General features: G+C 35.4%; 14 protein-coding genes and 2 pseudogenes. 3 read left to right on the forward strand and 13 right to left on the reverse strand.

The window, feature by feature from the left end; genetic code table 11:
* Positions 1 to 2 precede the first annotated feature (2 nt).
* The 6 genes and pseudogenes from ZPR_RS11620 to ZPR_RS11640 form a co-directional block, all read right to left on the reverse strand.
* A complete protein-coding gene (locus tag ZPR_RS11620) occupies positions 3 to 3,269 on the reverse strand; it encodes a VCBS repeat-containing protein (RefSeq protein ID WP_013071869.1) in 3,267 nt (1,088 codons plus the stop codon).
* Entirely contained in the window at positions 3,269 to 6,619 is a 3,351-nt protein-coding gene (locus tag ZPR_RS11625; RefSeq protein ID WP_013071870.1) for a VCBS repeat-containing protein, read from the reverse strand. Before ZPR_RS11625 ends, ZPR_RS11620 begins: the two co-directional genes overlap by 1 nt.
* A gap of 107 nt (positions 6,620 to 6,726) precedes the next feature.
* Entirely contained in the window at positions 6,727 to 7,632 is a 906-nt protein-coding gene (locus tag ZPR_RS24050) for a RagB/SusD family nutrient uptake outer membrane protein (RefSeq protein ID WP_394329745.1), read from the reverse strand.
* Positions 7,627 to 8,274 (reverse strand): annotated as a pseudogene (locus ZPR_RS24055) (RagB/SusD family nutrient uptake outer membrane protein); the annotation flags it as partial. The gene ZPR_RS24050 and the pseudogene ZPR_RS24055, both read right to left, overlap by 6 nt.
* 9 nt (positions 8,275 to 8,283) lie before the next feature.
* Positions 8,284 to 11,367, reverse strand: a complete 3,084-nt coding sequence (locus ZPR_RS11635; protein ID WP_013071872.1) for a SusC/RagA family TonB-linked outer membrane protein — start codon at positions 11,365 to 11,367, stop codon at positions 8,284 to 8,286.
* Between the two features lie 287 nt (positions 11,368 to 11,654).
* The gene (locus ZPR_RS11640; RefSeq protein WP_013071873.1) at positions 11,655 to 12,530 is read right to left on the reverse strand and encodes a diacylglycerol/lipid kinase family protein; all 876 of its coding nucleotides are present in this window, start codon (positions 12,528 to 12,530) and stop codon (positions 11,655 to 11,657) included.
* Between the two features lie 68 nt (positions 12,531 to 12,598).
* Here ZPR_RS11640 and ZPR_RS11645 point away from each other — a divergent pair, with 68 nt between their 5' ends.
* Together ZPR_RS11645 and ZPR_RS11650 are read left to right on the forward strand one after the other, a co-directional pair.
* Positions 12,599 to 13,567, forward strand: a complete 969-nt coding sequence (locus ZPR_RS11645) for an App1 family protein (protein ID WP_013071874.1) — start codon at positions 12,599 to 12,601, stop codon at positions 13,565 to 13,567.
* Positions 13,568 to 13,726: 159 nt separating this feature from the next.
* Positions 13,727 to 15,853, forward strand: a complete 2,127-nt coding sequence (locus ZPR_RS11650) for a Tex family protein (RefSeq protein WP_013071875.1) — start codon at positions 13,727 to 13,729, stop codon at positions 15,851 to 15,853.
* Positions 15,854 to 15,900: 47 nt separating this feature from the next.
* On the opposite strand, the gene ZPR_RS22545 is transcribed toward ZPR_RS11650, so the two are convergent.
* From ZPR_RS22545 to ZPR_RS11680, 6 genes are all read right to left on the reverse strand, one after another.
* On the reverse strand, positions 15,901 to 16,749 hold the full coding sequence (locus tag ZPR_RS22545; RefSeq protein WP_013071876.1) for a PRC-barrel domain-containing protein: 849 nt from the start codon (positions 16,747 to 16,749) through the stop codon (positions 15,901 to 15,903).
* A gap of 29 nt (positions 16,750 to 16,778) precedes the next feature.
* Positions 16,779 to 16,973 (reverse strand): hypothetical protein, encoded by a 195-nt coding sequence (locus tag ZPR_RS11660; protein WP_013071877.1) that lies wholly within the window; start codon positions 16,971 to 16,973, stop codon positions 16,779 to 16,781.
* Between the two features lie 177 nt (positions 16,974 to 17,150).
* The gene (locus tag ZPR_RS11665) at positions 17,151 to 18,500 is read right to left on the reverse strand and encodes a M28 family metallopeptidase (protein ID WP_013071878.1); all 1,350 of its coding nucleotides are present in this window, start codon (positions 18,498 to 18,500) and stop codon (positions 17,151 to 17,153) included.
* Between the two features lie 124 nt (positions 18,501 to 18,624).
* Positions 18,625 to 19,179 carry a fasciclin domain-containing protein gene (locus ZPR_RS11670; protein WP_013071879.1) on the reverse strand — a complete coding sequence of 185 codons (555 nt, stop codon included), beginning with the start codon at positions 19,177 to 19,179 and terminating at the stop codon, positions 18,625 to 18,627.
* 323 nt (positions 19,180 to 19,502) lie between these two features.
* Positions 19,503 to 19,793, reverse strand: a complete 291-nt coding sequence (locus tag ZPR_RS11675; protein WP_013071881.1) for a YtxH domain-containing protein — start codon at positions 19,791 to 19,793, stop codon at positions 19,503 to 19,505.
* 143 nt (positions 19,794 to 19,936) lie between these two features.
* Entirely contained in the window at positions 19,937 to 22,147 is a 2,211-nt protein-coding gene (locus tag ZPR_RS11680; RefSeq protein ID WP_013071882.1) for a bifunctional alpha,alpha-trehalose-phosphate synthase (UDP-forming)/trehalose-phosphatase, read from the reverse strand.
* 95 nt (positions 22,148 to 22,242) lie between these two features.
* On the opposite strand from ZPR_RS11680, the pseudogene ZPR_RS11685 reads away from it, so the two are divergent.
* Positions 22,243 to 24,043 (forward strand): annotated as a pseudogene (locus ZPR_RS11685) (glycoside hydrolase family 15 protein).
* Positions 24,044 to 24,191: 148 nt separating this feature from the next.
* On the opposite strand, the gene ZPR_RS11690 reads toward ZPR_RS11685, so the two are convergent.
* The gene (locus ZPR_RS11690; RefSeq protein WP_013071885.1) at positions 24,192 to 25,298 is read right to left on the reverse strand and encodes a mechanosensitive ion channel family protein; all 1,107 of its coding nucleotides are present in this window, start codon (positions 25,296 to 25,298) and stop codon (positions 24,192 to 24,194) included.
* Positions 25,299 to 25,398: the final 100 nt, after the last annotated feature.

A 25,398-nucleotide genomic window follows, 5' to 3' on the forward strand; every position in this document is an offset into this window, starting at 1 on the left:
ATTTAGTTCAGTTTATAAACTTCTGGTTTATTGTTGTTATAGGTCACTAATAGGTATTCCCTATCTTCCAAATTTAGTATATTGAAACTAATTACTGCTTTTTGCGTAAAATTAATACCAAGATCTTTGGCTTCCATTAAAGTGTCGACAGACTGTAGCATAATGCCGGCGAGCTGATCGAATTTGCCGTGGTATGGTATGGTACCAAAGTAATTACCACCAACAAGTACTTCTGTTTTACCATCTTTATTAAAATCGTGTTCTAAAAATACGGTTATTGGGGCTACTTGCAACGGATTTTTAAACGCTTTAAAACTAAAATTCCCATTTTCATTTAGTAAATATCCAGAAGCCAAGGTTTCTACTTTCAAAATTTCAGCTTTTTCCAGCTGCTCTTTATCAAAAATTTCTTCGATAGTTTTTCCTGCAAAACTTTTATAATCGGTGAATTTTTTCCTTAAATAAGCTAATTGTCCTACCAACATATCTAAACCATTCACAGGATAATAATTTCCGTTTTTTTCCTGAGCGAGAATGGTTTCTGTACTTCCGTTCGCATCAAAATCAAGATAATACATTTTAAGCGGATTGTCCCTGTTTGCTTTTAATTTTGTATTTAATCCCCAATTCCCCAGTAAATAATCTTTATCTCCATCACCATCTATGTCAAATTCAGCAATGCTTTGCCATAAGCCTTTTAAGTGATGGTCGATTTTATAGCTTATAAGTTTTCCTTTTTGATTTTTATAGAACTTGGGTGCCATCCATTCTCCAACTACGATAAGATCGATTTGCCCGTCCTTATCAAAATCAGTCCAGATCGCATCGGTAACCATCCCGATTTTCCCCAGGTTATTTTCTTTATCAATACTGAAACTTCCATTATCATTTTTTAATAAAAAAGACTGTGGAATGTTACCAAAATCATTAGAAACCGCTGCACTACCAATAAAGAGATCCAAGTCACCATCATTATCATAATCGGCTGCTTTTACAACACTACCATTTTCAAAATATTCCGGGAATTCAACTTTACTGAATTTTTTATCCTGTTGAAGATATAATCGGTCTAATAAAGCCTTGTTTTCGCCATAATATTCTCCACCACCGGAAATTACAAGCAGGTCATTTTCCCCATTGTGATCAAAATCTTCAATAATTGCAGAAATATCTTCGGAAGGGGCGTCGTTTTCTAAAGCCGAAATTGATTGTTTTTCAAAGCCATTTTTAGTTTGAAAATATATCGCTGATTTTTCGAATTTCGCACTTCCGAAGAAAATATCTTCTTTTGCATCCCCATTAATATCCTTTACAACAACGGCTGGTCCACGATCTGAAATTTGATAAGGAATTAATTTCTGGCGATCAAAATCCTGATAGCGATTTTCTTTATGTTCGTAATCTAATCCAGGTAAAGAATCGATTTTACTAAACCATGGCCTATTCCTCGGGAATAACTCGGCATAATTCACCTTTTCAAGGTTCTCTTTTGAGGTCATGTAAAGGCTTTTACCCAGCTTAAGATTCGATAATTTTTGAACCGAATTGTCTGGCCATATAATGAAAAGGGAATCGATTTTTGTTGTATCAGGAAAACCAAAGTGCAATATTGCTTCTGAAGCCGATTGAAAGCCGCGAGTGGTGAATAATTGTTTTATTTGTCGGTTTCCATTTTGATAAGCAATTGCTTTACTCCCAATACCCTGAATATTTGGAGCTTTATATTTAAGTTTTATTTTTAGAAAATTCTTATTGTTTTTAGTGATTAAATTTTCATAAATCCTTGCGGGTGCATTGATGTTATTGGTAATAATATCCAGATCACCATCATTATCGAAATCGGCATAAGCCGAGCCGGTACTCATAATACTATCTTTAGAGATCCAGTTGCCAGAACGGTCTTTAAAATTCAGGTTCTTGCTACCTTTAAAGATACGGTTTGCTACTGCCCCGGAAGGCATCATCTGGATTGCTTTTTTATCGATTTTATTCCCTTTAGTGAGTTCTTTTTGAACCTGATTATTGGAGACATATTTTATATAATCATAATCATTTGGGCGTTTTGGAATTCCCGTTGAAATAAAAACATCCTGTATTCCGTCTAAATCATAATCTGCAAAGAGTGCGCTCCAGCTCCAATCGGTAGCGGCAAGACCGCTAATTAAACCTAAATCCTGGAAGTATTGACCACCCTGATTTACTTGGAGCATATTACGGCTAAACTGCTCGTGATAATGTAGCCTTTCGATTTTCATTTTATGAATGTCTGGGGAATCGTCACCCATACTCGCTTTGATAACTTTTTCATCATCAGGTAACATGTCTAAAGTGAGAATATCCAAAAATCCATCATTGTTTACATCAGCAGCATCGCTTCCCATAGAAAACCGGCTGGTGTGCCCAAATTTAGATTTAAGGCTTTCGGTAAACGTTCCATCACCATTATTCAGATAGTAAAAATCATCTTCATGAAAGTCATTACTAATATAAATATCGGTAAATCCATCATTATTAAAATCAGCTGTCGCAATTCCAAGTCCGTAACCATTTGGTCCACCATAAATTCCAGCTTCTTCACTGACATCGGTAAAATGGGTTCCATCGTTTCTCAGTAATTTATCACCGCTTCTTTCATTTCTTTTTTTTCGAATATCAGCAGGGCCATAAGTGTTTACAGTGTGTACAGCATGATTCAATAAGTACATATCCAAATCACCATCATTGTCATAATCGAAAAATGCGACGTTGGTGCTATAATTTTGAAAGTCTAAACCAAAATCGGCTGCTTTTTCGGTAAAAGTTCCGTCACCATTATTGATAAAAAGTTCATTTTTCCCTTTTAGTCCGTTAATGCCTACAACAGCGCAAACATATATATCTAAAAGTCCATCACCGTTGATATCGACAATTGCTGTACCGGTGTTCCAATCTGAATTTCCGGCGACTCCGGCAGTTGCTGTGATGTCTTCAAATTGCAGGTTTCCTTTATTCAAAAATAATTTATTGGCAACCTGATTTCCTGTAAGAAAAATATCCGGCAGGCTATCGTTATTAATATCGCCAATTGCAATGCCCCCGCCATTATAATAATACAGGTAATCTAAAATATTAAGACTATCGGTTGGCGTAAGTGTATTAATGAAATCAAGATTAGTGATTTGAGTGTTTAATTCTTTAAAAAGGGGAGGAGTGGCGGTTTCCTGAACTTTTTCGTTTTTAGAGCAGGCCGCTAAAACAGCAAAAATCAATATGTACCCAAGTTTTTTCATTACTGGAGTTTGTACAGTTTTGGTTTTTCGTTGTTAATTCCTACCAACAGGTACCTTTCACCTTTTTTATTTTGAATAATTTTTAGATCCCGAACCTGTCCTTTAAAAAATAAGCCGGTTTTTTCTGAAGATTCCGCTCTAAAATTACCATTTCCGTCATTGATTAAAACAAGTCCGTAATTAGCATCTAATCTTGAAAACTGAGGTTTTAGATCGTAATCATTACCCGCGATAATTATATCCAAATTACCATCATTATTTACATCAAGGCTTTCGATTGCATGAATAGAACTAAATTGTGCTTTGGCTGGCATTTCCTTAATGTCAAAATTTCCATTCCCCTTGTTGATTGCAATAATACTCTTAAAGCTTCTAATTTCCTTTACTAAAGCTTTGTCCAAAACTTCTTTGGAAAATAACTGATCTATAGATTTTGTGGCATATTCAGAGAATTTTAGGTTTTGCTTTTTTACTGAAGAAATCTGCCCTGATAGCTCTCGGCGTAAATGTATAGGAACATCTTTATCCTCAATTCGTTGTGTAAAAATCTGCTCTACAGTACCGTTATTATCAAAATCATTGATGTACAATTTAACAGGAGCTTCTTTGCTGGCATTATAAAAAGAATTGGTGCCCCGATTCCCCAAAATTAAATCTGCTAGACCATCATTGTTTATATCAGCCACATGTATGCTATTCCATGCCCCTGAATATTCATCAAGATTAGAGTTTAATTTAATTAATTTTCCGTCTTTAAATTTAAAAATAGCCGTTGCCATCCAGTCTCCCGTAATGATCAATTCTGCTTTGCCGTCATTATCAATATCGGTCCATTTGGCATCGGTAATCATTCCTAGATTATCTAAAATGGACGTATCTAAAGTTTTAAAATTACCGTTTCCTTCATTTTTAAGCAATTGATGTTTTGGATTTACACCATAAACTCCGGGTTTACTACGGTACCCAATAAAAAAATCAGTTCTTCCGTTATTATCAAGATCGTTGGCTGCGATAACCGCCGCATTTTGATTATTAATAGGTAGTGCCGAATTGGCCTTACTGAAATTCCCTTTACCGTCGTTTAGATAAATTCGAGTTTCATACTGTTCTTTTTCAGCATAAATATTATTTCCTCCAGAAATTATAATAAGATCTTTAAAATCATCATTATCAACATCAATAAAAATTGCGCCGGTTTCTTCAACAAGTTTTGAATTTTCAGTGTCGTCCAAAATGCTTTGTGAAAATTTACCATCGGCTTGCTGAAGATAAAGCACACCCGACTGGTTTCTGGCGCCAGCAATATAAAAATCATCGTTTCCGTCATTATTGATATCGGCAACGGCGATTGCAGGCCCTTCCCGGGAGAGCATTTTATTAATAAGACCTTCGTAATCATAGTCTACATAATTATCTTCTTGGTGCGGTTTGAAATTGGATACGATTTCTTTAAAATATTGCTCAGATTGCGATTCTGGAAGATTATATTTTTCAGATTCTTCCTGATCGAAAACCACAGGTTTATTACTATCAACACCGGTTTTTAAAGAAGAAGTTTTATCAGGCCAAATTACACGAATGGAATCTATTTTTTTATAAGGTCCCAGGCCAAAAGTGAGGCTGTAATCTGCGGAGGATTGAAATCCACGAGTAGGAATGAGCTGTTGCGTTAACTGTTTTTCTTTGGTATATACGATCACTTTACTACCAATGGCGAAGGTGTTTTTGTTACTGCCTTTTAGCTGGATTTTAGTCCAGTTATGATTTCTCTTTTTATTTGTTTCGTTGCGGTAAACAAATAGATCCATGTTCACATTATTTACGATAATATCCAGATCTCCGTCGTTATCCAAATCTCCGTAAGCTGATCCATTAGAAAAACTAGGTTTACCAAATCCCCAATCTTCTGTAACATTAGAAAAGCTTAAATCACCATTATTTTTAAAGGCATAGTTGGGAATAGGAGTACTTGGCATTTCGCTTAAAATAGAATCAAATTCTTTTTTTTGACCAGTGAGTACCATCTGCTGAAGAATATCATTCGCAAAAAAATCCATAAAGTCTTGATTGGTAAGATCATGGTATATGCCGTTACTCACATAAATATCCTTATAACCATCATTATCCATATCGAAAATTAAAGCGCCCCAGCTCCAATCTGTTTGTGCCACACCACTATAAAAAGCAATCTCAGAAAAGCTGTTATTGCCATTATTTAATTGCAAGCTGTTTTGCATGTACTGGTGAAAAAAATCTCGGTCTTCCTTTAATTTATAGAGATCAAAACGTTCAAATTCACTGGTGTTTTTTAAGCGTTCATCTGCTTCGGGAAGCATATCGGTTACAAAAATTTCAGGTAATCCATCGTTGTTGATATCTGCCATATCTGCTCCCATTGAAGATAGACTTAAATGCGATACCTGATTTTTGATGTCCTCTCGAAAACTTCCGTCCCCATTATTGATATACAGGTAATCACGTTCGTAAAAATCATTAGAAACATAAATATCTGGAAGCATATCATTATTTATATCGCCAATAGTTACTCCAAGGCCAAAACCAATAAGACTCCCATAGATGCCGGCTTCTTCGCTAACATCCGTAAATTTTCCATTATCATTTCGTAATAGTTTATCTCCACCACCTTTAAAAACATCAGGTAAATTCCAATCCTTAGCACGCAGATCCCTTTTGTTGTTATAACCAAGACTGGCAACAGGAATAAAACTATTATTTAGGATATAAACATCTAAATCACCATCCAGATCATAGTCAAAAAAAGCAGCATGGGTAGTGAAACCATTTTCATTCAAGTTGTATTCAGAAGCTTTTTCTGTAAAAGTAAGATCCCCGTTATTGATAAAAAGCTCATTGTTACGGTCTTCACCTTCAATGTTCCCAGCATTACAAACATAAATATCTAGTAAACCATCATTATTGATATCTACCATTGTTACCCCGGTAGACCAGGATCTATCTCCCTGCGAACCTGATGTTTCAGAAATATCTTTAAACTTAAAATTGCCCTGATTAAGATATAGTTTGTTCTTACCCATATTTGAAGTAAGATACACATCGGGAAGACCATCATTATTAATATCTCCTATTCCTACTCCGGCACCGTTATAAAAATTACGGTATCTGAAAATATTGAATTCTTTTTCGTTTTTAACCTGATTGATGAAATAAATGCCGGTAGAATCCGCTGGCATTTCTGTAAATAAAAAATCTATAGGTTTCTCATGTTGAGTATCAGCATCTTTTTTACAGCTATATAAAAAACAAAATAGCACTACGATACCTAAATGTTTGGAGAAGGATAAACCTGTAATCGATAATAATTTATTCATTATTGGACTATACTGATTAAAAACTTCAAGTAAAGAAAAAAATTAAAATAAAAGAGACCTAAGTGACGGATAACCGCCTCTTAAGTCTCTTAAAAGCTTGCCTAAGCCTAATAGCCCGGATTCTGAGCTAAATTTGGGTTTGAAGTTAAAGCTACAGAAGGAATGGGGAACAAAACTCTAAACTCTTCAGTATTGTCTTTAAGCTCCCAGCTAGAGTTAAAAGTTCCAAATCTAATTTGATCCTGTCTTCTACAAAATTCTATATAAAGTTCGCGACCTCTTTCATCCAGCAAATCTTGTTCGCTTAGGCTTGAAAGGGGAGAAGCATCCCTAATCGTTCTTAATTGGTTTACAAGTTCTAATGCAGATTGGTTCGCATTTCCACCACGCATTACAGCTTCAGCTTTCATGAGATGAGCATCGGCATATCGAAATACAATCAGGTTATTTGGGTATGCTCCATCTGAGGGGTGATATTTTAATACGCGAATTCCATTTCTTTCATTATTCCCGATTAAACCCGGTAACTGTTTGGTGAAAACCAATGGATTACCAGCCCTATCAGTTAATTTTGATCCATCCATAGCATATTGCTGGTTAATTAGGAATCCATGTCCGATATTAGTGCCCGGTTCATCACCACTAAGTGGAACAGCGCCTCTACGTTCTTCCTGTCCAGACCCAGGAGTGTTAATTTGTGGATCGCCTTCAAATAGATCATAAAATTCTGCAAGTGTTGAAAAACCGTTCCATCCACCTCCGGTATTATCGGGTGTGGTTTGATTATAATGAAGAGTAGACCACATTCTGGCATCTGCTCCATACTTAACTCTAAATACAATTTCTGTATCAGCTTCGGTTACCTCAGGTTCAAAAATTTCAAAAAAACCATTTTGAAGAGCAAAACCTTCATTCATTACAGCATTTACATGTTCGATAACTGCATTCATATCTTCTGGAGAAGCACTGGTTTCCCCATAATAAATGAATTTATTCAAATACAATTTAGCCATTAAAAAATGTGCTGCCGCTTTACTTGCTCTATCAGTGTTTTCTCCAGGAGCGGTTGAGGGTAAATTTGGCAATGCTTCTTCCAGATCTTTTATGGCAAATTCAAAAGCTTCAGTACGAGACATAATTTGCGGATTAACATCTGGACCCTCAGTAACCTTTCTAAATGGAACCTGCCCATATAAATCGATGATCCAGTACATGCTAAAAGCTCTTAAAAATTTAGCTTCGGCAATTTGTTGAGCATTAGCATTCTCGGTTTCAATAATTTCGGTACTGGAGTAAATACTCGAATTAAAATTATTCCATGTGTTTAAAATAAAACGGTGGGTACCATCCCAGGTGTGTTGGTGCAAAGTTCGCCAAACTCCATTATCTCCCCAATCTGTACCTCGAGTAGGGATTAACAATTCATCAGAAGTTGCTTCCTGTAATGCGTATAAATTTTCCTGAGTTTGTAAATGACCCTGAATGGAATTGTACGCATTGGTAAGAGAACTTTCTACATTTTCAACCCCATTAAATCCATCACCACTTGCATCCCTTGAAATAGAGTCGGTATCATCTAGTTCTAAATTGGTACAAGAGTAAGAAATACTAAGTACTCCTGCCAATATTGTGCTATATAAATATTTTTTTTTCATAATCTTTTTTTAAAATGTAACGTTCAGTCCAAAGGTATAAGTTCTTGGCCTTGGGTAAGAGGTGTAATCGATCCCCGCAGAAGGAACGTTGTTTAAAGCTTTATTGGTATCTACCTCTGGATCCAAACCGGAATAGTTTGTAATTAAAAACAGATTTTGCCCTGTTAAGTATAGTCTAAGGGAATTAAAAATACTGTTTTCATCAAAATTAAAATTATATCCCAATGTTGCATTTTGCATTCTTAAGAAGTCACCGCGCTCTAAAAATCGGGTAGATACATCTGGAGCATTTAAAGGTGATTCTCCATTACCTACAACATCGCGAGTTACATTTCTACCATTGCTAAGTGTACCTGCGGTAAAAAAAGCATTGGCGGTATTGTTATAGACGTAAAATCCATACTGACCGGTAAAGAAAGCTGAAAGATCCCAATTTTTATATTCAAAGCGGGTAGATATTCCTAAGTTGGTTTTAGGTAGCGCACTTTTACCTACAAACGTTTGGTTGTCGATATCTCCACCTTCATAAGTATTAAATCCGTTTTCATCAAAACCGGTGAATTCTCTTAGATAATATGAGAATAAAGGATATCCACCTACTAAACGCTGTGCAAATGCGCCTGTAAGTCCCTGCCCATTAATTTCGCCTGTATCGATAATACCATCAAAGTCTTCCACCATATTGTGATTATAAGCTACATTAAATCCAAAATTCCAGTAAAAATCTTCGGTTTGGAATATGTTATAATCAATGCTAAATTCTACTCCTTTGTTTATAATATTAGCATCCAGATTTTGATACACAAAAGGCTGAGGTGATGGCTGGGCCGAGAATACCTGAATAAGAAGATCTGTAGTATTTTTATAATAGAAGTCTAAAGATCCACTTAGTCTATCTCTCATAAACCCAAAGTCCAATCCCAGGTTAGTTTGGCTTGTTTCTTCCCATTTTAAATCTGGGTTTGCAAAAGAAACTAAAGAAGTACCGGGTACTACAATATTACCTCCGTTGCCAATTCCTATACCGGAATAGCGTTCACGTTGCTCGTACTGATTATATGGAATTTCCTGATTCCCGGTAACTCCGTAACCTATTCTGAATTTCAGGGTAGAAAAGGTATCCGGAATAAAATCTTCTTCAGCCATTTGCCAGGCAAAAGCACCTGAGGGAAAATAACCGTATTTATTATTTCCACCAAATCGAGTAGATCCATCAGCACGTATCGTTCCCGTAAAAATATACTTATCAAATAGCGTATAATTTACACGGGCAAAATATGACTGAAGTTCATCTGTAGTATTAAAAGAATCAAATGCAACTGAATTCACGTTTATTCCTGAAGGAGCTGTTAAATTATCGGTTGCAATTTCAGGAAACAAGCGATTTACGAAAAAACCTTCCGAACTATAACCATATTGCTGATAAGAACCAGAAATATTAGACGCAAGGATATTGCTGGAATATTCTAGGTTATCTGCCATGGTATTAAGGTTAGACGTTCCGAAACCGAACCCACTAATATTAGAACCTTTACGTTCAAAGTCTTGAAAGGAGTATCCTACCAGTGCTTCTATTTTTGAATTTTCGAATTGTTTTTTATAATTAAGAGTGATCTCCATTAAGCGGTTTGTAGCATCGATTTCATTTAAGTTAGCGCGACCGTTCCCTGGTACTCCGGAAATTCCCAGGATGTCTGGAGAAATAGAGGCACGACGATCAGATTCAGATTTGTCATAGCCTAAGTTAACTTTTGCACTTAAATCAGAAAAGATATCATATTCCGCAGAAAAATTTACCAGTAGTCTTTCGGTATCCGTTTTATCCTGATTGTATTTTAATAAAGCCAAAGGATTAATTAATCCTGGTAATTGAAAATCTGGATCTGCAGGATATGTTGGATTTGATTGATAGGCACCTCCCAGTAAATCACCAGAAGCCCCAGCGTTATTAGAGATAGGAGCTCTTTCATCTTTAACCTGAGAAAGTGTCGTTTGTAAATTTAGGCTTAAGCGATCATCAAATAAACGCTGGTTAAAATTAACCCTACCCGAAATTCTTTCCATAGAAGAATTTTTTATAATTCCTTCCTGGTCAGCATAACTTAAAGACGCGCGATAATTTCCTGTTTTATAGGAATTAGAATATGAAAGATTATGGTTTTTAGAAAAAGCAGTTCTTAATACAGCACGTTGCCAATCTGTATCTCCACCAAAATCTATTGCGTCGGGATCGTTCCCAAGATCCTCTACGGCTTCTAAAAATTCATCACGGTTTAGCAGGTCATAGGTATTCGCAGCATTTGCAACACTGGTCGTTGTACTATACTCTACACGACCTTTATTTCCCCGACCGGATTTAGTAGTAATAATAACAACCCCGTTTGCACCACGCGAACCATAGATAGCGGTAGCCGAAGCATCTTTTAAAACACTCATACTCTCAATATCCGAGGGGTTTAGGAAGTTAAGCGGGTTTTTAGCTGAACTCGATCCAAAACCAACATCAGTGCCTCCAGAAGAAGTGTCGCTACCGGCTAAAGGTACACCGTCTACTACAAATAGAGGGTTATTGCCTCCTCTAACAGAGGTGGTACCCCTAATTCTAATATTTACGCCCGCACCAGGTTCACCGCTAGTACTTGTTACCTGTAATCCTGCAGTTTTCCCCTGAATTAATTCTTCAGGTGAAGAGATAACCCCCTGGTTAAAATCTTCGGCAGAAACGGTTGCTACGGCACCTGTTGCATCTTTAACGGTGGTAGAACCATAACCGATCACGACAACTTCACTTAGCGCTGCTGCATCCTCAGACATAGTAATATTGATAGTTGATCTACCATTTACTTTAACTTCTTGCTGAGCAAAACCAACAAAACTAAAAACAAGCGTAGCATCACTGGCTACATCGTTTAGAGTAAAGTTACCGTCAAAATCTGTGGTGGTACCATTAGAAGTACCTTTTACCAGAATGTTTACTCCTGGGATCGGCATAGAGCCATCTGTCACTGTTCCCGAAACCGTTTGCGCTTTTGCAAATGAAAAACTCAGTACGGCTATAAGGAACAAACTGATCCTTAATAATCCTTGTTTCATAAAAATAATTTTACAGTTTGATTAACTAAACCTTATAATTTCCAGATGTAAATTTAATAAAATTTCAAACCAAAAATCAATAATTATGAAGTGCGAAAGGTTATAGGTTATGAATAATTAAAAATTTATAGTGTTTTACTTTGAAAATCATAACTGTGTGTTTTTAACACTTATTTGTATAATCTCAATATTGATGCGGTTTCAGCAGATTTTAACAAAACATAAGCGTAATTATAACGTTTATGTTTAAAATTGTTGAAAACTATCAAAAAAAAATAGAATTAATCTTATTTTACGGCTATTTTTAGACTCTTTTCGGCAATTTTGACCTCAATTTTCTGCGTATTTTCGATAAATTCGCCGTCAATTTGGAAAGCAATAGGCGTTTTACAACTAATTATAGCCTGTTCGGTAGAAATGGTTTCAGCAAAATCTGGATTAAATTTTACATCTTCTCTTAGGGTGCCTAAAATTTCAGTGATATCTAAATTTTTAAAGATCACAATTTCAAATTTTCCATCATCATGTCGTCCTTCAGGGTTAATTTTAGCTCCTGTGCCATATTTTTGACAGTTGGCTATAGCGAGCATTATTCCTTTATGATTATAGACTTTACCATCTATTTCAACTTCGTATTCATATGGATACTTGCTTCTAACTAAAGTTGGGATTGATTGCATTAAATAGCCAAACTTACCCCGAATAGATGCGGATTCGTAATTTTTGATCAACTCGGCATTTAAGCCAATATCGCTTAAATGAAGGCATAACTCGTCGTTCACTTGCAAAACATCCAGATTGGTAAAATGATCACCCATGGCAACTTCAATTTGCTGTTTTCTATTTTCTGGAATTCCAACATTTAGTGCGAGCCCGTTAGCCGAACCTGCAGGAAAAATTGCTATGGGCAAATCCTTATGAAATAAGGCTTCGGCAACAATTTTTACCGTACCATCTCCACCCACTACAAGAACACGTTCTGGTTGAACTTGGTCGATTTCCTCTTTAATTTTTGGGATATCGTTTTCACCGGTAGTTTTAAAAAGATGAAATTTGTAGTTATTTTTTTCTACTGCCTGTCGTACTTCCTTGATAAGATCCTCTTTCTCTTCTCCGCCCGAAATTGGGTTTACGACCATTAAAATATTCCTAAAGTCTGCCATATCTATATAATTGCGATTAAAATTAACTAATTTGGAGTTAGGCTATTCTTTATAAAAAACTAAAAAATTTGAAACTTGACTTAAAACTTTACCGCGGCTATGTAAATGATAAAGAATTGGTGGTGTTTGGGCATCTATTTAAAAGTTGGGCTCCCGATAAATATCGCTTAGACCGTAAAGGAATAAAACATACATCAGCTATTATCCATAAATTTAGAATTAAACCATTATCTAATTACGAGCTTCATTTATATTTTAAAGGAAAAGAATGGAAAACTAAAACCATGGAAGATGGATATTTTAGGTTTACTGTTCCTTTTGAAAAAGATTTAGAAAGCGGGTGGCATGAGTACGAGGTAGTCGCTAAAATGGAAGATCATTTTGGGATTATAGAAAAAGGGGAGTTATTAAAGCCTTATGATAGTCAGCTTGGAATCATCTCTGATATTGATGATACCTTTTTAATTTCCCATAGTAATAGCTTTTTTAAAAAGCTATATGTGATGCTATCAAAAAATGTTAATCGTAGAAAGATCTTTGAAGATGTGGTAGATCATTATAAAGCTTTAAGCAAAGCAGGGCAGGATAGTGAACAGGCTTCAAATTCTTTCTTCTATGTTTCCAGTAGCGAATGGAATTTATATGATTTTATTGTTGAATTTGCTGAAATGCACGATTTGCCAAAGGCTGTGATTAAACTGAAAAAGATAAAAACCGGAATTTCAGATTTTATTAAAACGGGAAGGGGAAATCACGATCACAAATTTCAGAAGGTGAAAGATATTATTTCATTTTATCCAAATTTAGAATATGTTTTACTGGGAGACGATTCGCAGCAAGACGTTCATATTTACGAGCGAATCTGTAAAACTTATCCTGAAAATGTAAAATCGATTTATATTCGACAAACCGGCAAAGAACAGAAAGAAGAGATCAAAGAAGTTTTAAATAATATCGAAAGCTTAAATGTGAGTACCTGCTATTTTAAAAACAGTCAGCAGGCGATAAAACATTCTAAAGAACTGGAAATTATATAAGTTAAAATTCTTCGTGTTAAGTTATTCCTTTTAAGTGCTTATAGGTTCTTACGTAGTTTTAATAATTTTAAGCTCGAAAGTTTACAATCCAGATTCTGCATTTTAAAACACTTTTTTTGAAGCGGAGTCTTATCTTCGCATTCCGCTAAAATTTTTATTGTGAATTTAGATCAATTTGTAATCAAAAAGCTTGGCCTGCCGGCTAAAAGCATTCAAAATACCATCAAATTACTTCAGGAAGATGCGACTGTACCTTTTATTGCACGCTATCGAAAGGAGCAAACCGGTAATTTAGATGAAACTCAAATTCAGCAAATATCAGAAGAGCTTCAATATTTTAATAATCTTGAAAAACGTAAGCAATCTATTCTCGAAGCCATTGAAAGTCAGGATGCACTTACCAATCAATTAAAAGCGAAAATTGAAAATGCTGAAAATCTTACTATTATTGAAGATTTATACCTGCCATTTAAGAAAAAGAGAAAAACCAAAGCCGATACAGCAAGGGAAAACGGATTAGAACCTTTGGCAAAAATAATTATGGCCCAAAACGCGCCAGATATTTATTCTGCAGCCACAAAATTCGTTAAAAATAAGATCAATTCTGTAGATGAGGCGCTGGAAGGAGCAAAGCATATTATTGCTGAGTGGATCAACGAAAATCAATATGTTAGAAAACAAATAAGGAAGTTATATTCCAGGAGAGCTGAAATTTCTTCTAAAGTAGTCAAAGCAAAATCGATTGAAGAAGAAGCACAAAAATTTCAGCAGTATTTCGAGTGGAACGAGTCTTTAAAGCGAATTCCTTCACACCGATTCTTAGCCATTTATCGAGGTGATAAAGAAGGAATTTTAAAACTGAAGATTGAAGTAGATAAAATAGAAGCTTTAAAATTAATTACTGAATCCATTATCAAAAATCGGAATTCAAAGTCTGCAGCTCTTATTGAGGAAGCCGCAACCGATGCATATTCGCGATTATTAAAACCGTCTTTTTTTACCGAATTTTTAAATGAAACTAAACTAAAAGCTGATGAAGAGGCGATAAAAGTTTTTTCACTGAACTTAGAGCAGTTACTTCTCGCACCACCATTGGGCGAAAAACGAATTTTGGCCATTGACCCTGGATTTAAATCCGGTTGCAAGGTGGTATGTTTAGATGAAAATGGAAAGTTAGAGCACAACGAAAATATCTATCCACATCCGCCAAAAAATGAGCGTAGTCTTGCAGCGAAGAAAATAAAATCCTTGGTGAATGCACATAGAATTAAAGCTATTTCTATAGGAAATGGCACAGCAAGCAGGGAAACCGAGCAGTTTATAAAATCGATTCCGTTTGATCGTGATATTGAGGTTTATGTGGTAAATGAAGCCGGAGCTTCAGTTTATTCTGCTTCAAAAGTAGCCAGGGAAGAATTTCCTAATTACGATATTACCGTTCGTGGTGCAGTTTCTATTGGTAGAAGGCTAAGTGATCCTTTAGCAGAATTGGTGAAAATCGATCCAAAATCTATTGGAGTAGGACAGTACCAGCACGAAGTAGATCAAATTTTATTAAAAAAGCGTTTGGATACCACGGTGATGAGCACCGTAAATAAAATAGGAATCAATCTGAACACCGCCAGTAAAGAATTACTTTCTTATGTAAGTGGATTAGGACCCTCCTTAGCTGAAAATATTATAAAAATACGAACGGAAAATGGTGCTTTTCAGTCTAGAAAAGAACTACTAAAAGTTCCACGTTTAGGAGCCAAAGCCTTTGAGCAGTCGGCTGGATTTTTAAGAATTAGGAATTCTAAGAATCCTTTAGATAACTCAGCAGTACATCCTGAAAGTTATCACTTAGTTACGAAAATGGCGGAAGACCTTTCTGTCGATATTTCAGAATTGGTGGGAAACAAGAAGAAACTTCAGGAAATAAAATTAAAGCAATATACCACGGAAAAAACGGGATTACTTACTTTAAAAGATATTCTGGCCGAATTAGAAAAACCCGGCGTAGATCCAAGAGAGAAGATTAGTACGTTTTCGTTTGATGAAAGCATACGCGAAATAACCGATTTAAAACCGGGAATGAGGTTGCCAGGATTGGTGAATAATATTACTAATTTTGGCTGTTTTGTGGATATTGGTTTAAAACAAAGCGGGTTGGTACATATCTCGAAATTATCTAATACTTATGTGAACGATGTCACTCAGATCGTCCGTCTAAATCAGGAAGTTGAGGTTACTGTTTTAGAAGTTGATCTGGATAGAAAAAGAATTCAGCTTTCCATGGTAGATTAATAATAAAAATCCCTGCAATTTGCAGGGATTTTTATTATAAAGGTTTTCTAGTAACGTCTTCGAGGCTTAAACTCTTCCTGATCGTAAAAATCATCATCTTTTCTTATCTGGCCTTTACGTCTTGATTCGATTTCAGCATCAGTTACATACTCTTTTTCTCTAACCCAGTTTCCGTCATCATCATAAGTTCTTGTTGGTTTAAAAGCAGGATCTGGATTTCCGGATGTAGCCCTTAATTTTGCTCGCTCTCTCTCCCTTCGTTCTTCAGTAGTTTCTTCACGGTCATGAAGAACTTCAGATTTATATTTTAAATTCGCTTTTTCCCTATCAATACGCTGCTGCGTTTCATCCTCATTGTAACCTGAAGGCTGAACTGTTTTTCTTGCACTGTATTCTCCATCCACGATTTCGTCTTTACTCAAGCTCTCCTGTTTTCCTTTAATTTCATTTGGACGATAATTTTGTTTATAAGAAGAAAGGATCTGTTTTTCGTAATTTCTTGAAATAGGTTCTCCTGTGCGATAGCGTTTAGTTTCGGCAAACGTATTATAATCCAGTGAATTGGTATGTACGTATTTATCTTCAGGATAGATATCGATTAAACCTATAGGGATAATAATATGATTTTCTCCATCTTTATTGATAAACTCCTTAAACCCAGTATCGTTATTGACTGAAAAAGGATCATGATTTTTATCGATTATCGACTGATTTACTTCGACATCTACATACACTACTTTTCCTAATTCTTTATTCGCAAGAAGGTTGTCTACTTTACCAATACTTTTGGCATCCCGATCTCTCACTTCCCAACCACGAATATCGTGATCATGCTTGGCTATTTTATAATCCCCTAATTCACTTAAACTATATAAATGCTTTTCGTTGGTTTTCATAATTTGTTGATTTTATTGGTTAATTGTGGTTAAATTTCGAATGTTGGTATATTCGATGCTTCCTGATCGCTGTTTAGACCAATTTCTTCCATTGAATTTTCACTGTCATTATCATCGTTTTGTGCACTTCCGTAGAAATACAGAAATGCCAGTACTCCCACAACGATAAGAACAATGATCCATGGCCAAATTTGTTTCTTCTTCTCAATTCTTATTTCTGCCATAACTCTTTAATTTATGATTAATTAGTACTAAAAGTACGCTACTGCACTACTAAATTGATTTAATTAAAAAGCAAACAATTGTTAATTAACTAATTATATAGAGCAGTTGCTAAAAACTCATAAAAAAAGCGAAACCAGATTGCTCTGATTTCGCCTTCATAAAAAGGAATTTAATTTTTATCTAAATGTTCCCGATGGGAATACCACAACACTTTCGTGACCATTTTTTCCTACAGTAGAAACACCAAAGAAAAAATTATCGATTACAATGCCGTCTAAAGTAAATTCTGTAACCTCTTTCACAAATCTCGAATGTTGCCATTGTGGAGCGGTGGTATCACGCCAATAAATTTTGTAACCGGCAGCATCTTTTACAGCTTCCCATCTTAGCTTGGTATCGGCCTCTACAATTCCGCCAATTTCAACTTTTGCCGGAGCTGGTGGAGCCCAGGCTAAACTTGCCAGGTTAATGGCATTTACAGTGGTTAGTTTTTTTGCATAATCAAAATTAACACCTTCGATCACATCGCCGTATTCAATACCGTTTTCAGTTCTTATATCCTGGTGTTGGCGATTGTAATTTTCATGAGCTTCCATAATTCGTACACCGGCAAAACCAAGATCGTTAAATGGTCTATGATGCCCGCCACGACCAAATCTGTCTAAACGATAGATCATCATGGGATTCATTTCTGGCATATAAATTTCAGTGGTTTTATGGATATATCGTGCTAACTGTCTTGAAATCCCATCTACTTCACCGCCGTAAAAACGTCTCATATTTCGTTCGTTTTCTGTTTCGGTAGGAGGAACAGGTTCTGAAAAAATTCTGAAGTCACGATTACTAATCACACCGTCCACCCCTTCAATATTCCCGATCATATCGTTGTTTAAAATACCAATGATATCCCAGTTGTTCTTTTTAGCATATTCAGCTAGGCCTTTACCACCAAAAAGTCCCTGTTCTTCACCGCTTAATCCTACATAAACAATGCTGCTTTCGAATTCGTACTGGGATAAAACACGAGCCGCTTCCATGGTGCCGGCCATTCCGCTTGCGTTATCATTGGCTCCGGGAGCGTCAATTTTAAAGTTCATTGTATTGCTGGCACGAGAATCGATATCACCGCTCATAATAATATAGCGGTTAGGATATTTTGTCCCCTTCTGAATAGCAACAACATTTACAACCCATGCGTCTTTTGGTATTCTGCTGCCATCTTCTTTAGTCACAAAGTCCTTTTGATAAAAAACATCCATACAGCCACATTGTGAAGCTATATTATCGAACTCAGACTTTATCCAACGGCGGGCAGCGCCAATTCCACGTTTATCAGAAACAGTATCACTAAAAGTATTACGTGTTCCAAAACTTACAAGTTTTCGAATATCCGCTTCAATACTATCAGCCGATATTTTTGAAATTATATCATAGATTTTTGTATCGGTTTCTTGTGCTACTATAGTTTCTTTAGAAAATAATAGTGCAGCAAAAATCAATAAATTAAGAGGTAATTTTTTAAACATATATAAGGTTTTTGGATTGGTAATTTACATAAACTTTGGCTGTTCATGCAAATCAGTATGTATGCTAATAAAAAAAGCTGCTCATAATTGCTGAACAGCTTTTAAATAAAATATTAGCCTACTATTACATTTTTGGTAAAAATACGGTGTCGACTACATGAATAACTCCATTAGACTGGTGAACATCTGCAATCGATACGGAAGAAATATTACCACTTGCATCTTTTATTTTTAGTATATCACCATCCATCATTGCGGTAATTGTTTGACCGTTTACAGTTTTAAATGAGGCCATTCCGTTACCTTTTTTTATGGCTTTCATAATTTTAGCTGCATCATATTTTCCTGCAATTACATGATAAGTTAAAATGGCCTGTAATTTAGTTTTGTTTTCTGGCTTAAGTAATGTTTCTACCGTTCCAGCAGGAAGTTTTTCGAAAGCACTGTTTGTAGGAGCGAAAACGGTAAAAGGACCGTCACTGCTTAAAGTACCTACAAGATTTGCTGCTTTTACAGCGGCTACTAAGGTGGTGTGATCCTTAGATTGCGATGCGTTCTCTACAATTGTTTTAGAAGGATACATTTCAGCACCTCCAACCATCTTTGTTTTCTGAGCGCTTAAATTGTTGAAAATAAATAATACAAGAGTAAAACTTAGCAAAAATGATAATTTTTTCATAATAAAAGTATTTTTTAGTTATATCATATAAACGAGAAGCTACTCCTGTTTGGATTTTTAAACTATCATAATAAATACTTAAAATGATAAATATTAAAGATTATTCTATTGGAATGGAGCTTATGTAATTCGATTCGGTTCCTTTCAGCCCAGTACTTGAAAGAAAAATACTTATATAATATGTGTTTATGGAGTAGCCTTCAGGTGGCTTATTTAAACCCCTTCGTAAAAAAAGGAGATGGAGTGGGTAAGAATGTAGGTAAAACTGGATATAAAAAAAGCCCCGAATTATTCTCGGAGCTTTTTCTTAAAAATTATACTATTTAGCTAGCTTTCATTTCATGAATTTCAGCTTTAGCTTCATTTATTTTTTCTTCAGATTTTGAATTAGAAAAATTTGCTTTTGTCTTCGCTTTTAAAGCATCAATTTTATGACCTACAGAATCTGAAAAATCTGTAACTCGGCCTTTAGCTCCTTTATAATAGTTATCACTAGTATCTGCAATTGCTTTTCTGGTATCTTTCCCTTTCTTAGGTGCAAATAAAAGACCTGCAACAACACCCGCAGCAGCTCCTGATAATAATCCTATTAAAATTTTTCCTCCTGATTTCATAGTTAAGTTTTTATAGTTCGTAAATTATTCTATCGTAAAATTATTAATAAACAGGCTTATAGCCTTATTTTTGGAGTTAATCTTGATATAAACTTTTGGAATTTTTCTCAATATTTTTAACAACTATTGTCCGATTAATTTTACTACTTATCTAGAAATGATTTTAAGATTTCCCTAACCCGTTTCGTATCATTTACGTAATAGTTTGCGCTGGTTTTCTTTATACCCACTTTAACCGTATAGGACTTTTTAGGTAATTCCTCAAACATGTATTCATCGGTCCAGTCGTCGCCAATTGCAAAAATGAAATCATAGTTATGGCCAACAAGTTTTTTGGAAGAGGCCTTACCTTTATTTACCCCACTACTTTTTATTTCCAGTACTTTATTACCAGCTAAAACACTTAAACCGCGATTAGAAACAAGACCTTTTAAGGTATTAGATAGTTCATTAGCCCTAATCTCTCCAAGTTCTGGATCGGCCTTGCGATAATGCCATGCTAAAGAATAGTTTTTTTCCTCTAAAAATGTTCCCGGGGTACGGTCTACAAAACTTTCGATCACCGGTCTTACGGCATCCATCCATTCGTTTTTTACATTTTCAGATAACTCCCATTCACAATTTTTTTGACGCATCCATGCCCCATGTTCAGAGATTAACTCTATAGATGTTCCTTTCCACCAATCGCCAAGGGTTTCTTTATCGCGACCACTGATAATGACAACATCTGTATTTTTTTGATCATTAAGCTGGGTTACTAAATCAATAAGTTCCTGGTCTGGGCGAGCATCTTCGGGTTTATCTACAAAATCTACCAGAGTTCCGTCATAGTCAAGAAACAACACTCTTTTTTCTGAACTTTTGTAATCTTCAATTAATTGTTCAGCTACTTTTGGAGATATACGAATAGATTCAAATGAGCGTCTATTATCTTCCGTATTGATTAATGCACTCATAAAGTCCTTTGCCCATTTTTCTACATCGTAGCGTTTTAAACGTTTCTGAAGAATTTTATTTCTTTCGATTTGTTCTTCCTTAGGCATATTGATGGCTTGTTTTAAAGTCAGTGCAATTTGCTCAAAATTATTAGGATTGATAATAAGGGCTTCATTCATCTCATGTGCCGCTCCCGCCATTTCACTTAAGATTAATACCCCGGTATGATCTGTTCTCGTAGCGATATATTCTTTAGCAACAAGGTTCATCCCATCTCGGATAGGGGTTAGTAAAGCAATATCACAAGAGGTATAAAGATCAATAAGATTATCAAAGGGCATCGAGCGATAAAAATACCAGATAGGTGTCCAGCTTACCGTAGAGAATTTACCATTTATACGTCCTACTAATTCGTCGATCTCCCGTTTTAAGCGTTGATATTGCGGCACATTAGAGCGTGATGGCACTGCCAACATAACAAGACGGACTTTCTCAATAAACTCTGGATATTTTTCCAGAAAATATTCAAAGGCCCTGATTCTATTGGCGATACCTTTAGTATAATCCAATCTATCAATACTTAGGATTAATTTTGCATCGGGCGTTGCTTCTAGGTGAAGATCTAATCGTCTTTGTAATTCGGATTGTTCGTCTTCGCTTCCTCGGAAGTGATTTAAAGCGGCTTCCTCAAATTTTTTGTAATCGATCCCCATTGGGAACGAATCTACTTTAACAATCCTTTCAGGTAATGTAATTTCATTGAAATCTACCTGATATCGTAAAATACGACTCACTGAACTTAAGAAGTGACGTTCGTAATCGTAGGTATGAAAACCAATAAGATCTGCGCCTAACATTCCCTCTAAAACAGATTCACGCCAGGGGAGTGTTCTAAAAACTTCGTAAGAGGGAAAGGGAATATGATTAAAAAAGCCGATAATAGCTTCAGGTTCTTCATCCCTAATCAATTTTGGCACTAGTAGTAACTGGTAATCATGTACCCAAACACGGTCCCCTTCTTCATAATATTTAAGGACTTCTTTGGCGTATTTTATATTTACCTGTTTATAGGTTTCCCAAAAATTATATTCGGCTTCAGTATATTCCATAAAATAATGGAATAATGGCCAAATAGTACGATTGCTAAAACCATAATAAAAACCTTCGACCTCTTGTTCGGTGAGATTAACGGCGACGCAATCTTCAGCTTTCGCTTTTTCTTTCACTTCATCTTCAAGATGATCCGGAATTTCTTCTTTGGTTAAGCCACTCCATCCAATCCAAATACTGTCTCCATCTTTATGAAAAGATTTAAGCCCTGTGGCTAATCCACCAACGCTAGGGGTGACTCGAAGTTGATCGTCTTCTAATGAAATTTTAAGGGGTAGACGGTTAGAAATAATAATAGTTTTACTCATAATTATATGCTAATGCTGTTGTTGCCAATTTGAATTTTATTAAATTTCGGGAATTCATTTTAGAATACCATTCTTTTAAAAGAAATTTAAGATATATGGACAATTTAGATTACGGAATAATCGGGAATTGTAAGAGTTGTGCGCTTGTATCCAAGACAGGATCTTTAGACTGGTGTTGTTTACCAGCATTTGATTCGGCTGCTGTATTCGCAAAAATCCTAGACGAACAAAAAGGCGGTAGCTTTGAGTTTAAAGTTAGTGATGATTACAATATTTCGCAAGAATACCTTTGGGAAACTAATATTTTATCTACGGTTTTCGATAATGGTGAAGATGCTTTTCAGCTTATCGATTTTATGCCTAGATACCCAAGAGACGACGGCTCTTATTACTCCCCACCCGATATTATTCGTTTTTTAAGACTTTTAAAGGGGAAACCTAAATTTAAAGTTATTTATAATCCCAGATTAGATTTTGCCAGAGAAGAAACTCATAACGAGAATAAAGGGAATTATATTAAAAGTTATACAGTTGAAGGCAAATACGATTCGCTTTTTTTTCTATTCCAATCTCGATTTGGATGATATTCTTCAACAAAGGGAAATTACACTTACTGGTAATGCTTATTGTTTAATAGGCTATCATGAAAAATTGATTACTCAGTCCCTAGATCGTTCCTATTTAAAATTCCAGCGTACAAAGACTTACTGGATGAACTGGAGTGAGAAGACTACACGGTATTCTCATTACAGTAATGAAATAATGCGTAGTGCCCTGGTTTTAAAATTGCTTAGTTATAAAAAATCAGGTGCTGTACTTGCTGCAGCAACAACTTCGCTACCAGAAACGATAGGGGAGGAACGAAACTGGGATTATCGTTTTTGTTGGATTCGTGATGCTTCAATGGTCATTAAGGTAATGGCAGGGCTTGGACACGTAAAATCTGCTCGTGAATTTTTACAGTTCATTATTGATATCATACCAGATAAGGATGAAAAAATTCAGATTATGTACGGTATTGATGGACAAAAAGAGCTTACCGAACATATTTTGGATCATTTAAGTGGATATAAAGGATCGTATCCGGTTAGAACAGGAAATGCTGCTTACATCCAAAAGCAAAATGATATCTACGGAATTTTGATGGAAGTAATCTATCAACAATTCCTTCAATTTGAAACTTCACTTGAAAATAGTGAAGAACTCTGGACGGTTGTTCGTGGTATCGTTATGATTGTTGAAGAAAACTGGCAAAAACCGGATAAAGGCATTTGGGAGTTACGAACCGAAGATCGCCATTTCGTATTTTCTAAATTATTATGTTGGGTAGCAGTAGATCGTGCTATAAAAATAGGGGAGGTGTTAAGAATGGGAATTAATGATACCCATTGGAAAACCCTTCGCGCCGAGATCTATGATGATATTTATAACAATGGCTGGAATGAAGAGAAGCAGGCCTATACCCAGTCTTATGGTTCACCAGATCTTGATGCCAGTACTTTATTAATGGAATCTTACGGATTTATAGATGCTAAAGATCCTCGCTTTGTAAGTACGGTTAAGGCCACCGAGAAGGAATTATGTAACGATGGTTTAATGTACCGCTATAAAAACAAAGATGATTTTGGATTACCTTCTTCTTCCTTTACCATTTGTACATTTTGGCTAATTAATAGCCTTTATAAAATTGGGGAAGAGGAAAAATCTAAAGCACTTTTTGAACAATTACTATCTTATAGTAATCACCTTGGGTTATTTAGTGAAGATATCGATTTTAAAACCAAACGATTATTAGGGAATTTCCCACAAGCTTATTCGCATTTAGCCTTGATAGAAACGGCTGCAAACTTTAGTAAAGGGCATGCTTCTGAAGAAAATGCATTTAGTGGCTTTTAAATGTAATCTTCTTCGAGAACTAATTATCCAATGCAGGATTAGAAATTGTAAAAATTTATGATTTAAAACTGCTTTCTTTATTAAGTTTGATGATAATAATTGAAACAAAAAATCCCCATAAAATATGGGGATTTTTTGTTTCAATTTTTTATTGCGTAGTGTTTGAAGGATTTTTTTCGGGAAAAATGCTTTCTGAAGGATTTTGATCCTGTTGTGGTAATACCACGCGGGTTTTCGGTAAACTGTGCGGATAGTTTTCGCGAATAAAATCAATAATTTTTTCACGAATATAAACCCTAAGATCCCAGGCAGTAGGGGAATCTTTTGCACTGACCAATATTCTTATTTGCACCGATTTTTCAGTAGCATCAGTTACCTGCAACACATTTACCTGCTTATCCCAAAGTGGTGAACCTTCTAAAAGTCGGGTTAGTTCAGCTCTAATAGCGTCAAAAGAAACATCGTAATCGGTATATAGAAAAACGGTGCCCATGATATCAGCCGATTTTCTTGTCCAGTTCTGAAAGGTATTTTCAATAAAATAGGTTGAGGGCACTACTAACCTTCTTTTATCCCAAATTTTTACAACTACATAAGTTAAGGTAATTTCTTCAATCCAGCCCCATTCACCTTCTACAATAACAGCATCCTGTAAACGAATGGGCTGTGTAATGGCAATCTGTATTCCCGCCAGTAGCGTACCTATAGCTTTTTGGGCTGCTAAACCAAGGATAATCCCGGCAATTCCGGCTGAAGTAAGTAAGCTTAAACCAACTTGCCGAATACTATCAAAACTCATTAAAGAAATACCTATTGCCAATATTATTAGAATAAAGATCACTATGTTTTCAAGAATCGTAAACTGGGTATAGACCTTTCTCGCTTTAAGGTTATCGTCAGTATTTACATCATATTTTTTTAAAAGACGTTCTTTAAAGACCTTTAGAAAAACAATCAAAAACCAGGTAAAGCTTATTATAATTCCAATAGTACTGGAATGTTTTATAAGTCTAATTAATTCCTTATTGGAAAATACATCTTCAAGAAGACAAAGCTTAAGGAATAAAGAGAGCAAAAATATAAGTAAGGGAATTCTGATCCGGCCCGCAAGGTTAACTGGAAGTATATTTTTAGGATCTTTTCCAATTTTTTTAATGATAAAAAAAGCAATAACAAATACAACGACTACTGCTAAAATTCCTACGATTAAATACGAAGTGTTCAATGCTTCGTCGTTTAGTATGTTTTGGGTCATTTTTCTGGATTTTGTTCTTAATTTATATAAAATCCATTTAAATACTTTTATACTTAAAACTATTTTAACTGAAAAGGTTTTCGTATTCCGAAGGCTGTTT

The sequence above is a fragment of the Zunongwangia profunda SM-A87 genome, assembly GCF_000023465.1.
Taxonomy (GTDB): Bacteria; Bacteroidota; Bacteroidia; order Flavobacteriales; family Flavobacteriaceae; genus Zunongwangia; species Zunongwangia profunda.

Coding starts and splice junctions, on each gene's coding strand:
- ZPR_RS22545 (WP_013071876.1), bottom strand. CDS start 16,749: ATGAAAACCAACGAAAAGCATTTATATAGTTTAAGTGAATTAGGGGAT.
- ZPR_RS11660 (WP_013071877.1), bottom strand. CDS start 16,973: ATGGCAGAAATAAGAATTGAGAAGAAGAAACAAATTTGGCCATGGATC.
- ZPR_RS11640 (WP_013071873.1), bottom strand. CDS start 12,530: ATGGCAGACTTTAGGAATATTTTAATGGTCGTAAACCCAATTTCGGGC.
- ZPR_RS24050 (WP_394329745.1), bottom strand. CDS start 7,632: ATGGCTAAATTGTATTTGAATAAATTCATTTATTATGGGGAAACCAGT.
- ZPR_RS11625 (WP_013071870.1), bottom strand. CDS start 6,619: ATGAATAAATTATTATCGATTACAGGTTTATCCTTCTCCAAACATTTA.
- ZPR_RS11690 (WP_013071885.1), bottom strand. CDS start 25,298: ATGACCCAAAACATACTAAACGACGAAGCATTGAACACTTCGTATTTA.
- ZPR_RS11665 (WP_013071878.1), bottom strand. CDS start 18,500: ATGTTTAAAAAATTACCTCTTAATTTATTGATTTTTGCTGCACTATTA.
- ZPR_RS11680 (WP_013071882.1), bottom strand. CDS start 22,147: ATGAGTAAAACTATTATTATTTCTAACCGTCTACCCCTTAAAATTTCA.
- ZPR_RS11670 (WP_013071879.1), bottom strand. CDS start 19,179: ATGAAAAAATTATCATTTTTGCTAAGTTTTACTCTTGTATTATTTATT.
- ZPR_RS11635 (WP_013071872.1), bottom strand. CDS start 11,367: ATGAAACAAGGATTATTAAGGATCAGTTTGTTCCTTATAGCCGTACTG.
- ZPR_RS11675 (WP_013071881.1), bottom strand. CDS start 19,793: ATGAAATCAGGAGGAAAAATTTTAATAGGATTATTATCAGGAGCTGCT.
- ZPR_RS11620 (WP_013071869.1), bottom strand. CDS start 3,269: ATGAAAAAACTTGGGTACATATTGATTTTTGCTGTTTTAGCGGCCTGC.